This window comes from Amycolatopsis echigonensis, from assembly GCF_002846615.1.
Classification (GTDB): Bacteria; Actinomycetota; Actinomycetes; order Mycobacteriales; family Pseudonocardiaceae; genus Amycolatopsis; species Amycolatopsis echigonensis.
Genome location: NZ_PJMY01000003.1, coordinates 527601 through 540767, shown reverse-complemented (window position 1 = coordinate 540767; position 13167 = coordinate 527601). Strand labels below are relative to the sequence as shown.

13 protein-coding genes are annotated in these 13167 nt (G+C 69.5%); 5 read left to right on the top strand and 8 right to left on the bottom strand.

What is annotated here, in order from left to right; translation table 11 throughout:
* Window positions 1–192 precede the first annotated feature (192 nt).
* From ATK30_RS06990 to ATK30_RS06980, 3 genes are read right to left on the bottom strand one after another with little or no spacing between them, the layout of a single operon-like run.
* Window positions 193–576 carry a tautomerase family protein gene (locus ATK30_RS06990; RefSeq protein WP_101434853.1) on the bottom strand — a complete coding sequence of 128 codons (384 nt, stop codon included), beginning with the start codon at window positions 574–576 and terminating at the stop codon, window positions 193–195.
* Between the two features lie 12 nt (window positions 577–588).
* Complete coding sequence (locus ATK30_RS06985; protein ID WP_101440678.1) at window positions 589–1110, bottom strand: DUF4865 family protein; 522 nt, start codon at window positions 1108–1110, stop codon at window positions 589–591.
* A 5-nt stretch (window positions 1111–1115) separates the two neighbouring features.
* Complete coding sequence (locus ATK30_RS06980; RefSeq protein WP_167441852.1) at window positions 1116–1673, bottom strand: TetR/AcrR family transcriptional regulator; 558 nt, start codon at window positions 1671–1673, stop codon at window positions 1116–1118.
* Between the two features lie 97 nt (window positions 1674–1770).
* On the opposite strand from ATK30_RS06980, the gene ATK30_RS06975 reads away from it, so the two are divergent.
* Complete coding sequence (locus ATK30_RS06975) at window positions 1771–2358, top strand: hypothetical protein (RefSeq protein ID WP_101434851.1); 588 nt, start codon at window positions 1771–1773, stop codon at window positions 2356–2358.
* Here ATK30_RS06975 and ATK30_RS06970 read toward each other — a convergent pair.
* The gene (locus ATK30_RS06970; RefSeq protein WP_101434850.1) at window positions 2355–4364 is read right to left on the bottom strand and encodes a prolyl oligopeptidase family serine peptidase; all 2010 of its coding nucleotides are present in this window, start codon (window positions 4362–4364) and stop codon (window positions 2355–2357) included. The two genes, ATK30_RS06975 and ATK30_RS06970, sit on opposite strands and share 4 nt — an antisense overlap.
* A 107-nt stretch (window positions 4365–4471) precedes the next feature.
* On the opposite strand from ATK30_RS06970, the gene ATK30_RS06965 reads away from it, so the two are divergent.
* Complete coding sequence (locus ATK30_RS06965) at window positions 4472–5365, top strand: neutral zinc metallopeptidase (RefSeq protein WP_101434849.1); 894 nt, start codon at window positions 4472–4474, stop codon at window positions 5363–5365.
* Here ATK30_RS06965 and ATK30_RS06960 read toward each other — a convergent pair.
* Window positions 5358–5936 (bottom strand): TIGR03086 family metal-binding protein, encoded by a 579-nt coding sequence (locus ATK30_RS06960; protein ID WP_101434848.1) that lies wholly within the window; start codon window positions 5934–5936, stop codon window positions 5358–5360. The two genes, ATK30_RS06965 and ATK30_RS06960, sit on opposite strands and share 8 nt — an antisense overlap.
* Window positions 5937–6018: 82 nt before the next feature.
* On the opposite strand from ATK30_RS06960, the gene pdxR reads away from it, so the two are divergent.
* Complete coding sequence (pdxR, locus tag ATK30_RS06955; RefSeq protein ID WP_101434847.1) at window positions 6019–7437, top strand: MocR-like pyridoxine biosynthesis transcription factor PdxR; 1419 nt, start codon at window positions 6019–6021, stop codon at window positions 7435–7437.
* A gap of 98 nt (window positions 7438–7535) precedes the next feature.
* Window positions 7536–7967 (top strand): CBS domain-containing protein, encoded by a 432-nt coding sequence (locus tag ATK30_RS06950; protein WP_101434846.1) that lies wholly within the window; start codon window positions 7536–7538, stop codon window positions 7965–7967.
* A gap of 4 nt (window positions 7968–7971) precedes the next feature.
* Here the strand turns inward: ATK30_RS06950 and ATK30_RS06945 are convergent, their stop codons facing one another.
* Window positions 7972–9492, bottom strand: coding sequence for a DUF4139 domain-containing protein (locus ATK30_RS06945; protein ID WP_101434845.1), 1521 nt, complete (start codon window positions 9490–9492; stop codon window positions 7972–7974).
* Between the two features lie 125 nt (window positions 9493–9617).
* Between ATK30_RS06945 and ATK30_RS06940 the strand changes: the two genes are divergently transcribed.
* A complete protein-coding gene (locus tag ATK30_RS06940; RefSeq protein ID WP_463672416.1) occupies window positions 9618–11348 on the top strand; it encodes a Xaa-Pro dipeptidyl-peptidase in 1731 nt (576 codons plus the stop codon).
* On the opposite strand, the gene ATK30_RS06935 is transcribed toward ATK30_RS06940, so the two are convergent.
* Together ATK30_RS06935 and ATK30_RS06930 are read right to left on the bottom strand one after the other, a co-directional pair.
* Window positions 11324–11992 carry a response regulator gene (locus tag ATK30_RS06935; protein WP_244194542.1) on the bottom strand — a complete coding sequence of 223 codons (669 nt, stop codon included), beginning with the start codon at window positions 11990–11992 and terminating at the stop codon, window positions 11324–11326. The two genes, ATK30_RS06940 and ATK30_RS06935, sit on opposite strands and share 25 nt — an antisense overlap.
* Entirely contained in the window at window positions 11962–13098 is a 1137-nt protein-coding gene (locus tag ATK30_RS06930; protein WP_101434844.1) for a histidine kinase, read from the bottom strand. The genes ATK30_RS06935 and ATK30_RS06930 overlap by 31 nt, the downstream gene beginning before the upstream one ends.
* Window positions 13099–13167 lie beyond the last annotated feature (69 nt).

Here is a 13167-nt window from a genome sequence, read left to right as displayed (position 1 = left end):
ACGGTGGGATGCCAGGGCCGGAGGCCCGGTTCGTGCGGCAGGACATCAGCCTCGGCCGCCGGGACGGCACGACCGGTCCGCCGACCGTCCTCCGCCCGTTGTGCCGACGGGCCGGAAATCGGCATGCTGCACGGAAACCATCAGCGCGAGCGGCATGCCTGACCCTGCGATGAGCTTGGCGCGCAAACGACGTCAAGACAGCATCTGCGCGACTCCCTCGCCGAATGACCAGTCCACCTCGTGGTTCTCCGTCACACTGAAGAAGACATTCCGCGGTTCGATCCCCGTCGCCTCGGCGATGAGTTCGGTCGCTCGCCGGTACAGCGCGGCTTTCTGTTCGTTAGTGCGGCCGGCGCGCATCGTGATGGCGATGTAGACGATGTCGTCGTCGCGGTGGACGCCGAGGTAGCCCGGGTCGTACCGCAGACGGTCGGTGGCGTGGCTGTTCAGGATCTGGAACCGGTCGTCGACCGGGACGTTGATGGTCTCGGTCATCGCCTGGTGCACGGCGTCGCCGATGGCGGGCAGACGGTCGGCGTTGGGTTCAGACAGCACGTCGATGCGGACGAGCGGCATGGGGGCGACCTCTCAGTTCAGCTGGTCGATATTCGGACGGGACAGGTGCAGCACCCGGTACTGGACGTCGGTGTCCTCGGCCGGGGCGGTGGTCCAGAGGGTGAAGCGCACGGTTTCCCAGCGCCGCGGGTCGATGGCCAGCGCGGTGGTGTGCACTGCTGGATTGAGGGACAGCCGCGCGAGTTCGGCGAGTTCGCGGTCGATGCCTTCGGAAAACCGGCCTACGCGTTTCGTCGCGAACTCCGGGGCGCTCGCTCGCGCGGGGCCGGGCAGGCAGCTGGCACCGGTCCAATGCAGCACTGGCGGTCGCCCGAAATCCTGGACTATGCCGTCGAATCCGCCGCCGCCCCACAGGAACCGGCTCATTCCGGCGGTGTCGGTCCACAGGTAGAACGGTGCGTAGCGGTTGTCTCGCACCAGGTATGCCTTGAGCCCCAATCCGGGGAACGCGTCGGTGCGATGGCCCCGGGTCGCGACTCGGTGCTCGATGTCGTAACCGTCGGGCAGGTCGATCTCGTACTGCATGGCGTACATCGCCGTCACCGCCGTTCGAGGAGCGCGAGTGCGCCGCGGATCGCTTGGTCGAACGGCTCGACGGTTCCGGACGACCGGGCGAGGACGTATCCGCCCTGCAGCACTGCGACGAGTGCGGTTGCGGTCGCGGCGGGATCGAGATCGGCCGGCAGCTCGCCGTTCGCGATGCCCTCGGCGAGCACTTCGGCGAGACGGCCGCGCAGCCAGTCGAACGTTTCTTCCAGCGGCGCACGCAATTCCGGGTTCGCGACGATCTCGGGATCCAGCGCCAGCCGTCCGACCGGGCAGCCGCGCAGGACGTCCCGTTCGCGCAACAGGTAGGCGGAAACGCGTTCGACCGCGGTCGTGCCCTGGGCGAACGCGGCCTCGGCGGAGGCGCGCAGATCGGCGGCGTTCTGCCGGATCGCGGCGAGCGCCAGGTCGGCCTTGCCGGCGAAGTGGTGGTACATGCTGCCTTGTCCGGCGCCGGCGCGCTGCTGGATCGCCTTCGGACTGGTGCCGACGTATCCCCGCTCCCACAGCAGGTCCTGCGTGCTCGCGATGAGTTGATCTCGGGCGGACATGACCTCAGCGTACATACTAGTAGGTACAGAGACAAGGACGGCAGCTCCACCGAACCTCCACAATCTCGCCGCCAGACCGGCACATCGAGGCGGCAGCATGGCCGCCGTGGACTGGAATGCGGTGTTCGAGGCTGAGGCGCGGCGACGGAAGGTCCGGCCGCAGCCGGCGTGGGGGAGTGGCGTGCGGCTGGATCCGGTGGTCGCGCGCAGCGTCCGCCGGTTCCGGAATCCGCCGGACGAGCCGACCGTCGAAGACCAGCGGCTGGTGGCGCGCCTGCTCGAAACCGCGGGCCAGCCGGGAAAAGGCGACGTGATGACCCAGCTGATCTCCGACGTGCTCGCGCTCGGCTACTACCGCGCGGTGCGGGACGGCACCCGCGACCCGGCCACGACGGAGGTAGCCGCGCGCGTGCTCGCCGGGCTGGAACGACGGCTGAGTTACCACGTGGACCGGTTGCGGCGCTGGGGAATCGCGGCCACCGCGAGATGGCGAGCCAGAGCGATACTGGAAACCGGCGGCGTCCTGGTCGGCCATGGACGCGCGCTACGACGGCTAGGGGTGCCCTGGCTGGCGTTCGTCATCGATGCCTGGGCGCGGTTCGAGCGAGCGCTCGCGGATGTCCACAGAGGACCGTCGATCCGACCGGGGCCGCGCGTGCGGGCGCGGCCCCGGGACCTGGTCTAGGAAAGCTTCGACCAGAGGAACTCGTAGGCGACCGCCGATCGGAACGCGAGTTGTTCGTTGTCAGCCGCCGCTCCGTGGCCGCCTTCGATGTTCTCGAAGTACTCCACGTCGTGGCCCTGTTCCCGCATCCGCGCGACCATCTTGCGCGCGTGCCCGGGATGCACGCGGTCGTCGCGGGTAGAGGTGACGAACAGGATCGGCGGATAATCGCCGTCCGCCGAAACCTTCTGGTACGGCGAGTATTTCGAGATGTACTCCCACTCTTCCGGCACGTCCGGGTCACCCCATTCGGCCATCCAGGACGCCCCGGCCGGCAACAGGTGGTAGCGCTTCATGTCGAGCAACGGCACCTGGCACACGATCGCGCCGAACAGCTCCGGGTAGCTGGTGAGCATGACGCCCATCAGCAGTCCGCCGTTGCTGCCGCCTTGGATGCCAAGCCGTTCCTTCGTCGTGATGCCCCGTGCGACGAGATCGCGCGCGACCGCGGCGAAGTCCTGGAACGCCTTGTACCGGTTCTCCTTCACCGCTTGCATGTGCCATTCCGGGCCGTACTCGCCGCCGCCGCGGATGTTCGCGACCACGTACGTGCCGCCGCGCGACAGCCAGGACCGGCCGACGACCCCGCCGTACGACGGGGTCAGCGAAACCTCGAAACCGCCGTAGCCGTACAGCAGCGTCGGGCCGTTTTCCGCGCCGGGCGGGCGGACCACGAAGTACGGGATCTTCGTGCCGTCGTCCGACGTCGCGAAGTACTGGCTGACTTCGATCCCGGTCGCGTCGAAGAACGCCGGCGCCTGCTTCAGCACCTCGACGTCGCCGCCGACGACGCCGCGGGTGAGCGTGGACGGCTGGACGTAGCTGGAGGAATCCACCAGGTACTCGTCGTCGACGTCCGGTTCGGTGTCGACGATTTGCGCGCTGCCGAATTCCGGCGCACCGCCCAGTTCCGCTTCGGCCCAGCCGTCCGGCCCTGGCGTCAGCACGCGCAGCTCCGACTTGACGTCGTGCAGCGTCGCGAGCAGGAGGTGGTTGCGGGTCCACGCGTAGTAGTCCAGCGACGTGTGCGCGTCCGGGGTGAAGAGTGCGGTGAAATGGCGGTCGCCCGACTTGAACGCGTCGTAGCGGATCGCGAGCAGGGTCCCCGCGGGGTGTTCGACGCCGCCGACGGTCCACGCGCTGCGCGGGTGCACGAGCAGCCATTCGCGGTGCGTCGAGACCTCGACGTCCTCAGGCAGGTCCAGTTTGGTCAGTCCGGACGGGGTCCGCTCGAAGTACTCGGTGCGGTAGAAATCGATCGCCCGGCGCACGAAATCGCGTTCGAAGCCCTCGGTCGGGTCGTGGTACGCCGCCACCGCGACGTCGTCCGGCTTGCCCTCGGCGACGAGAACCGCTTCTTCGAGCGGAGTGCCGCGCCGCCATTCCTTCACCAGACGCGGATATCCGGACGTCGTGAGCGAGCCCGGGCCGAAGTCCGTTCCGAGGTACACCCGGTCGGCGTCGATCCACCCGATCCGGTGCTTCGCCTCGGAGAGGGCGAACCCGTTCTCCACGAACTCGTGCGCGTCGAGGTCGAACTCGCGGACCACGGTCGCGTCCGCGCCGCCGCGCGACAGCTGGACCAGGCCGAGCCGGTGCCCGGGACGCAGCACCGCGGCGCCCTTCCAGACCCAGTTCTCGTCCTCTGCCGCGGCGAGCGCGTCGACGTCGAGCAGGATCTCCCAGTCCGGTTCGGCGGTGCGATACTGCTCCAGCGTGGTGCGCCGCCACAGCCCTCGCGGGTGCTCGGCGTCCTGCCAGAAGTTGTAGTAGTGCGTCCCCCGGCGCACGACGTACGGGATCCGCCCGCCCGCGTCGAGCACCTCGCGGATCGAGTCCCGCAGCTGCCTGAACCTCTCGCTCGCGGTGAGCACGTCCAGCGTCTCCGCGTTGCGCGAACGGACCCATTCGAGCGCCTCGTCGCCCGTCACGTCTTCCAGCCACAGGTACGGATCTTCGACAGTCATAGCGTCCAGTCTCGCTGTCCGTCGCGGATCCGGCCAGGAGCCCGGCGTTCCCGTTTCGTGATCCAGGGCGGCTCGCGGTCTCCGTATGCTGGCCGGGAGGGGGAGGAATGACGTATCACGCCGGAGGCTCGTGGCCGCCGCAGGCTCCGCCGCGCCGGAGGGCGGGCAAAGCGCTGGGCGCCGTCGCGGCGGTGGCGATCGTCGCGGTCACGCTCGCGCTCATAGCCGCGGTCCCGCACGAGGTGTCCGGGCACGCGATGGCGGCCCCGAACGCCGACTCGATGCCTGACCGCCAGGACGCCAAACCGGTGCGCAAGCTCCGCGGCAACCCGCTGCTCGCCGGCGGGATCGCGCTCGGTCCGGTGTCCTGCGACCTGCCGGAGCTGAGCCGGGACGCGGAGCAGCTCAAGAGCTTCTACACCGCGCTCGTGGGCTGTCTGAAACAGGCTTGGCAGCCCGCGCTGGACAAAGCGGACGAGCCGAACCTGCCGGTCAAGGTGTCGGTCACGCTGCCGAAGACCAGCGCCTGCGGCAGCGCGCCGTCCCGGGACGAAGCGGTCGCGTACTACTGCGGCGGCGACGCCACGATCTACGCGCCCACCGACTGGATGCTGTCGGACGCGGGCCTGAGCCGGCCTCGCCACCTGGCGACGCTTGCCCACGAGTACGGCCATCACGTCCAGCGGGAGAGCGGCATCCTCGACGCGGCGAGCGCGGAGATGGGTTCGCCGGAACCGACCAGCGACGCGGACAAGGCGGTCGTGCGCCGGATCGAACTCCAGGCCAACTGTTTCGGCGCGCTGTTCCTCAACGCCGCGGCGGACCGCGGCTCGATCAGCCGGGCCACCGCGAACGCCGCCGTCGCCGACTACGGCCGCGCCGACGACAGCGGCGACCACGGCACCCGCGCGAACCAGCTGGCCTGGGCGAAAGCCGGCTACACCGGGTCCGGCCCGGCCGCCTGCGACACCTGGTCGGCCCCGGCGGACAAGGTCAGCTGACGCGCCACTGCGGGTCGCGGCCCAGCAGGCCGAGGAACTGGTCCAGCTCGCTTTCGTCCGGGCCGACGGGCACCACCGGCGCGAAGGTCCCTCGTTCGACGCGTTCCTTCGGGTCGGTCGGGATCATGAGCGCGAACTGCAGTGCGGCGTGTACTGCTTCCGGTACCGGGTCGTAGGCGACGTCGAGGGTCTTGGCCAGGTCCCAGCCGTGCGCGACGGTGTCGACGAGGTGCATCGCGATCACCACTGTGCCCGGGAAGGTGCCGAAGGTGCTGATGGTGATCTGGCGTTCCGCGACGTCGGCTTCGCCGTACGCATCGAGGTAGTCGGTCACCGAAGCGGCGTACGCGGCGTACGCGTCTTCGCCGAGCTGACCGCTATGCCAGTCCTTCGCGGAGCCGTTGCGCGCGGCTTCGGCGAAGCCGCGGTTTTCGCTGACTTGGTGGCGGAGCAGGTCGGCGAGCGTCCAGCCAGTGCACGGCGTGGGCCGGTCGAGGTCCGCGGCGGTGATCTTCGAGACGATGGGATCGAGGACGAGCAGAGATTGCCGGTCGAGATCGAACGTGGTCATGCGCTTCACGCTAACCGCCAGATCGGTCCAGGAAGAGAGCCAAAATATGCCCAACTGCGGTGGACCAATCTAGGCTGAACGCGTGGACCTGCACCTCGACCTTTCCGGCACTCGCGGCCATCGCGACGAGATCTACCGCCAGATTCGCGAGGCGGTGCTCGACGGGCGGCTCCGCGACGGCGACGTGCTGCCGCCGACCCGGGAACTGGCGCACCAGCTGGCCGTTTCGCGCACCACCGTCACCGCCGCGTACGAACGCCTCACCGCGGAAGGATTCCTTACCGGCCGGGTCGGAGCCGGCACTTACGTGCGCGCGGGTGCCGCGCCGCGGCCCGCTGAACCGACGGGGCTCGCCGACGGCGTCCAGCCGCGTCCAGAGTGGACAGACGTGCCCGCGCCGCCGAAGGCGTTCACCGACCCGCCGGAGTTCGATTTCCGCGCCGGGGCGCCGGATGTGCGGCTGTTTCCGTTCGAGACCTGGCGTCGGCTGACGACCCAGGCGTTGCGCAGTTCCCGCGCGGAACTGATGACTTACGGCGAACCCCAGGGCGATCCTCGGCTGCGCACCGAACTCGCGCGGCACCTCGCCCTGTCCCGGAACGTGCGCGTGCGCCCCGAACACCTCGTGGTCACTTCAGGCGCGCAACAAACGATCGACCTCGTCGCGCGGGTCTTGTTGCGGCCCGGCGACCTGGCCGCGGTCGAGGATCCCGGTTACCCGCCGCCGCGTCTCCTGCTGGGCACGCTCGGAGTGCGCGTCGCGCCGGTTCCAGTGGACGACGAGGGCATCGTGGTCGACGCGATTCCGCCGGACACTCGCTTGGTGCACGTGACGCCTTCGCACCAGTACCCGCTCGGTGTCGCGATGTCGCCGTCTCGTCGGCGAGCGCTGCTGGATTGGGCGGAGGACAACGGGGCAGTCGTGGTCGAGGACGATTACGACACCGAATTCCGCTACTCCGGACGTCCGCTGGAACCGTTGCACAGCTTGGATTCCCACGGCCGGGTGGTCTACGTCGGCTCGTTCTCGAAGGTCCTGTCGCCCGCGCTGCGGCTGGGTTTCCTCGCCGCGCCGCCCGCGTTGGCGGAAGCGATCGTGAAGGCGAAATACCTCGCCGACTGGCATTCCCCGGGCATCGAACAAGCGGTGGTCGCGGCGTTCGTCGCCGAAGGCGGGTTCGCCCGGCACGTCCGCCGGATGCGCGGCATCTACCGCGCGCGCCACGACCTCCTCGTCGACGGTCTCCGCGCCGAATTCGGCGACGTGCTGGAGCCGGTCCCGGCGTCGGCGGGGCTGCACCTGAGCGCGTCGGCGGACCGGGATCTGCGCGGCTTCGCGCGGAAGGCGTCCGGCGCGGGCGTCCGGCTTTTTTCGCTCGGCGATTTCTCCGTGGCGGCGCGGCGGCACGGGCTGCTGTTCGGCTACGGCGCGATCGCGGCGGAGGAGATCGGGCCCGGTCTCGCCCGGTTGCGGAGGGTGTTCGACAGCGGGCCTGAATGATCGCGTTACCACGAACGGACGCGTCCCGCTGGACTTTCGCACTCGGCACCGGGGCCCTAACCTGATGTGACCCGACTCACCGAGGAGAGGGCATCGCCATGCGGATTGCGGATTTGCTTCAGCGCAAGGGCGCGACGGTCGCCACTGTGTCGCCGGGGACGACCGTCACCGAGCTGCTGGCGGGCCTGGCCCGGCACAACGTGGGCGCGATGGTCGTGGTGGACGCCGAAGGCGGGATCGCCGGGATCGTGTCCGAACGCGACGTCGTGCGCCGGCTCAACGACCACGGGCCCTCGATCCTCGACGGGCCGGTCGCGGACATCATGACCACCCTGGTCGCCAGCTGCTCGCCGGACGATCCGGTGGACCAGCTCAGCGTCGTGATGACCGAACGGCGGATCCGGCACGTGCCGGTGCTCGACGGCGGGCGCCTGGCCGGCATCGTGAGCATCGGCGACGTGGTGAAGATCCGGATGGAGCAGCTGGAACAGAGCCAGGAGCAGCTGGAGGCCTACATCTCCCAGGGCTGACGCGTCATTCGCGCCAGCCGCTGAGCTCGACGCCCTTCGCGACATCCACCCGGTAGCCGAGCGAGACCGTCGCGGAGGCTCCGGGCGCGATCGCGAGCCGCCAGGTGAACTGGCCCAGTTCGGTGCGCTCGACCGGCTCCGGGCTGACCCGCAGGTCCCGCACAGTGATCGCGTCGTCCCGGGAGACCGGGACTTGGTCGAGCACGGACACCACGGCTTCGCGTGGGCTGTGGTTGGTGACTGTCGTCTGGTAATCGGCTTCGCGACGGCGTTGCGCGGAGAACGTCGCCTTGCCTGCGCTGCGCTTGACCAGTTCGCGTTCGACGCGGATCCGGTCGTCGACGCCCAGCGCGAGTTCGCGTTCCTCGCTGGGCGCCCACAGTTCCAGCAGCGTGCTGCCGACGAATTCGGCTTCGTGGAACACCGCGGCGCGACCGGCGCGAAGCGTGTGCTGCCCGGTGTTGACTACCTTCGCGCGCAGGTAGGCCTCTTCGGCCTGCGTCGGTGCGGTCACGTAGTCCAGTTCCGCGGTGAAGTCCAGCTGCGCGAGCGTCGTGCGGTGGCCTTGCGCGCCGGACGGGATCGCGACCGGGCGTGCGGGGCGGAAGGTGACCGCAGTGGTGCCCTGCTCGACTTCGGCGACGTGCGCGGCGAAGCCGTCTCGACCGGCTGGTGCGCCGCCGTATGCCATCGCGGCAGCGGGTGCGGGCGGCACCATCGACCGGCGGTCCGGTTGCTGCCGGTCCAGATACCAGGGCTGGAGTTCCGGGATCACGACGGTGTTCGCCGGGCGGGCGGTGGACAGCGTCAGTTCGCACTCCGGCCAGTCCTCGCCGGTGTGCTGACTGACCAATCCGTACGAGGTGACGGTGACGTCGGTGCCGCGTACGCGCACGTCGTATCCGGGTTCCCAGCGCGCGCCGGGGACCACATAGGACAGTTCAATTTCGGCGGTGGCGGGGGATTCCAGCTCCACCACGATGGTGGAACTGTCCTGTTCGGACTGTGCGCTGCGAGTTTCGATCTGACGGTCGAGCGCGGCGAGGTCTTCGCGCAGCCGTTCCAGCCTCGTGGCGAGCGCGCGACGTTCCTTGAGCGCCACGGCTAACTGCGTGCTGAGCGCTTCGCTCACTTCCTGGACACGCCCCGGTTCCGCGTCGCCGCCAGCCAAAGCCTTCGCGAAGCTCGCTCCGCTGCGTCGCGCGACGCCGGTCAACAAGTCGACGCGCGCCGCTGCAGCGCTCTCGTCGTCCGCTACTTCGTCGACAGTCGCTTGGTCCGCGCGACGCTGCTCCACGAGCGCGCGCAGCGTTGGGTCCGCAGGCTCGGCGTGTTGCACGTACGCGACGTCGACGCCCGTAACCAACGCGTCGCCCGCTCCGCTGACGCGCACCGAAGCAGCGTCGAGCGACAGGGGGAGACCCGTGATCTCTACGCGGGACCCGTCCGCCGGAGTGACTTGACAGCGGCGGGTGACGCGCGCGTGCTGCGGATAGACCGTAACCGTGACTATCGGTGCGTCCATGGCTCCGACGTTAGTCGGTTGACGCAACTTGCGGTTGACGGAAGTCTCGAAGCTGCTCGCCTGCTTCGTCCGGCTTGGGGGTTCTGGTGGGAGTTGCCGCTCGCGTCGCTGCCGTTTTCGTCGCAGTGGCCACGTTGTCCGTGCCCGCGGTCGCTGAAGCTGCTTCGCCGCCCGCGCCCGTCTTCACCGACGGTCAAGCGCAGCCGGTCTTCGATCCGGCTGACGTCATCCGCGAGGACGTGTGGGTCACTGCGCCTGTCGACAGCGACCACGACGGCAAGCCTGACCTCGTACACGCTCAGGTAGTGCGTCCGCGCGCCACGGCGCAGGGCATGAAGGTGCCTGTCGTGTACGAAGCGAGCCCGTACTTCGCGGGCGGCAACGACGTGCCGAACCACAACGTCGACACCGAGCTGTACGTGCCGGGACCGCACGCCGCGCCGCCGATCGGGTGGAGCTACCAGAACTACTTCACCGCGCGCGGATTCGCTGTGGTGTACGGCGAATCCCTCGGCACCGGGCTGTCGACCGGCTGCCCGACGACCGGCGACGTGAACGAGACGATCGGCGCGCGCTCCGTGGTCGACTGGCTGAACGGCCGCGCTTCCGCGCACGACCAGGCCGGAGCGTCCGTCACGGCGAGTTGGAGCACGGGGAAAACCGGCATGATGGGCGTGTCGTACAACGGCACGCTGCCCAACGCGGTGGCGAGCACCGGCGTCGAAGGGCTCGAGACGATCGTGCCGATCGCCGCCATTTCGAGCTGGTACGGCTACTACCGCAACGCCGGCGCGGTCGTGGCTCCCGGCGGATACCAGGGCGAGGACACGGACGTGCTGGCCGGTTACGTCTACTCGCGTGCGGACCAGCAGATCTGCCGTCCGGTGCTCGACGGCCTCACCGCCGCGCAGGACCGCTTGACCGGGGACTACAGCCAGTTCTGGGACGTGCGGAACTACCGGAACGACGTCGGCAAGGTGCACGCGTCGGTGCTCGCGGTGCACGGGCTGAACGACTGGAACGTCAAGACCGAGCAGGTCGCCACCTGGTACGAAGCGCTGAAGAAGCACGGCGTCGAGCACAAGATCTGGCTGCACCAGTCGGGCCACGCGGACCCGGTTTCGCTGCGCCGCGACGTCTGGCTCACGACGGTGAACAAGTGGATGTCGCACTATCTCTACGGCGTCGACAACGGGATCGAGCGCGAGCCGAAGGCGACCATTCAACGCGAGGACAAGTCGTGGGTCGACGAGGCCGAATGGCCCGCGCCGGGCACCTCGGACGTCGAACTGCGCCCGTGGCCGGGCGGACGTTCGACCGGGGCACTCGACCGGCAGCCGGTGCCCGGGCGTCCGGCCGTCGAAACACTGGCCGACGACGCGAGCAAGAAGATCGAACAGCTCGCCGATGCGACGTCGTCCGGGAACCGCTTGCGCTACCGCACTTCCGCGGCCACGGCGCCGGTGCGGTTGTCCGGCACGGCGAAAGCCGAGCTGCGGCTGTCGTTCGACCGCCCGGCCGCGAACGTCACCGCGGTGCTGCTGGACCGCGCGCCGGACGGCACTTCCCACGTGATCAGCCGCGGCTGGACGGACTCGCAGAACCGGATCAGCCCGTCGGTCACGTCGCCGATCACCCCCGGACAGCGGTACCGCATCGAGGTTTCGCTGATGCCGAAGGACTACATCGTGGCTGCCGGACATCGCCTGGAGTTCGTGCTGGCCTCCAGCGACCACGACTTCACGCTGCGGCCGCGGCCCGGTGCGGGACTGTCGCTGGACCTGACCGGGACGACGGTCACGTTGCCGATCGTCGGCGGGAAGAAGGCGTTCTACTCGGCGATCCCGGCGCGGTAGGCGAAGGCGACGGCCTGAGCACGGTCGCGCAGACCGGCCTTGGAGAACAGGTGATTGACGTGCGTCTTCACCGTCGCTTCGCTGACGACGAGCGTGCGCGCGATCTCCGTGTTCGACAGCCCGGCCGCGATCAGCCGCAACACCTCGACTTCGCGTGCGGTGAGGCCTTCCAGTTCCTTGGTGCGCACCGGGGCGCGGCTCGTCGCGGCGGCCACCAGCCGTTGCTGGAGCGCGCCGTCCACAGTGGACTGACCGGCGGCCGCTGAGCGGAGGGCGCGGACGATCGCGTCGGCGTCGGCGTCCTTGGTGAGGAAGCCTCGCGCACCGGCTTTGAGCGCGGCGAGGAGGGAATCGTCGTCGGCGTACGTGGTGAGGACGACGACTTCGGTCTTCGGATGCTGCGCGCGGACCAGTTCGGTCGTCTCGACGCCGTCGCGCTTCGGCATGCGCAGGTCGACGAGCAGTACGTCCGGCTGGTGCTCCGCGACAAGTTCGAGAGCCTGTACGCCGTCTGCCGCCGAGCCCACCACCTCGACGCCGGGCAGCAGCCCGAGCAGCGTGACGAGACCTTCGCGCACTACTGCCTGGTCGTCGGCCAAGACCACGCGCAGCGTCACGCCGGCACCGCCAGGTGAATCCGCCATCCGTCCTCCCCAGGGCCGCATTCGAGCTTCCCGTTCACCAGCGCGACCCGTTCGCCCATGCCTCGCAAACCGTATCCCGGCGACGGCGGCTCCGGCGGACGGCGGCCCTGGTGGTCGATGATCGTTAAGTCGACTTCGTCGTTGTTGAAAGCCACCGTGACGTCTAGGGCGGGACCGCCAGCGTGTTTGCGCGAGTTCGCGAGGGCTTCCTGTACGGCGCGTACGAGCGTTGTGCCGACAGCGGCGTCTAGCTCGCGCGGTTCGCCTTCGATCACCAGGTCGGCGCGAGAGCCGGTGTCGAGCCTGTACGCGGCGAGAAGGTCCGACACCGAGCGCTCGACGGGTACGGCGTCTTCGCGCAGCGCGGCGACAGCCTTGCGCGCTTCGGCGAGACCGTCCGTCGCCAGCTTCTGCGCGCGTTCGATCTGCGCGAGAGACTCTTCGCTCGCACCGTCGCGGACCAGCAGCAGACGCGCGCCCTGGAGGTTGAGTGCGAGACCGGCGAGGGAATGCGCAAGGACGTCGTGCAGCTCCCGGGCGATGCGCGCGCGTTCGGCGAGCGCTGCTGCGCGCGCGTGTTCCTCGCTGGCGGTCTGGGCGCGGGCGAGCGCGAGTTCGGTCTGTTCCAGCCGTTCCGCGCGGCTCCGCCGGTTGGCGGCGAGCAGCACCATCACGACGAGGACCGCGAAGAAGGCGACCGCGTTCAGCCAATCGAGGTCGTAGATGATCGACCAGGCAAGAATCGTCGCCGAGGCCACGGCGAGCGAGATCGCCGCCCCGACCCGGCCGGACACGCGAAGGGTGTAGAAGGTCGCGCCGAACATCGTCGTCGCGGTCCAGCTGCCCGGCTGCAGGATCCATAGGGCGCCCGCCGCCGCGACGACGGCGATCATGGTCGCGGGCATCAGCCAGCGCGGCCGCGACTCCCGGGTGAGCCAGAGCGCCGGGACGGACAGCACGAGAACCAGCGCGATCAGCGGCCACGTCCAGGGCCGCGCGCTCGGCATCGCGAACAGGGCCGGCACGGCGAGCACGCCCCAGCGCACCCAGTCGGCGCCCTCGAACCGCCGCCGCGCCTTGGCGAGCGAGGCCGCTGGTGTGCCCATGGGCCCTCCCCGGTCGTCTTGTACGGAAAATGTACTGGCTCCGGCTTGGCTGGAGGGTGTCGGACATTT

Bases quoted from the DNA above. Each gene is read 5' to 3' on its own strand.
- ATK30_RS06990 (WP_101434853.1), bottom strand. From the start codon at position 576: ATGCCGCTCGTCCGCATCGACGTGCTGTCTGAACCCAACGCCGACCGT.
- ATK30_RS06980 (WP_167441852.1), bottom strand. From the start codon at position 1,673: ATGTCCGCCCGAGATCAACTCATCGCGAGCACGCAGGACCTGCTGTGG.
- ATK30_RS06935 (WP_244194542.1), bottom strand. From the start codon at position 11,992: ATGGCGGATTCACCTGGCGGTGCCGGCGTGACGCTGCGCGTGGTCTTG.
- ATK30_RS06945 (WP_101434845.1), bottom strand. From the start codon at position 9,492: ATGGACGCACCGATAGTCACGGTTACGGTCTATCCGCAGCACGCGCGC.
- ATK30_RS06985 (WP_101440678.1), bottom strand. From the start codon at position 1,110: ATGTACGCCATGCAGTACGAGATCGACCTGCCCGACGGTTACGACATC.
- ATK30_RS06930 (WP_101434844.1), bottom strand. From the start codon at position 13,098: ATGGGCACACCAGCGGCCTCGCTCGCCAAGGCGCGGCGGCGGTTCGAG.
- ATK30_RS06975 (WP_101434851.1), top strand. From the start codon at position 1,771: ATGGCCGCCGTGGACTGGAATGCGGTGTTCGAGGCTGAGGCGCGGCGA.
- ATK30_RS06950 (WP_101434846.1), top strand. From the start codon at position 7,536: ATGCGGATTGCGGATTTGCTTCAGCGCAAGGGCGCGACGGTCGCCACT.
- ATK30_RS06965 (WP_101434849.1), top strand. From the start codon at position 4,472: ATGACGTATCACGCCGGAGGCTCGTGGCCGCCGCAGGCTCCGCCGCGC.
- ATK30_RS06970 (WP_101434850.1), bottom strand. From the start codon at position 4,364: ATGACTGTCGAAGATCCGTACCTGTGGCTGGAAGACGTGACGGGCGAC.
- ATK30_RS06960 (WP_101434848.1), bottom strand. From the start codon at position 5,936: ATGACCACGTTCGATCTCGACCGGCAATCTCTGCTCGTCCTCGATCCC.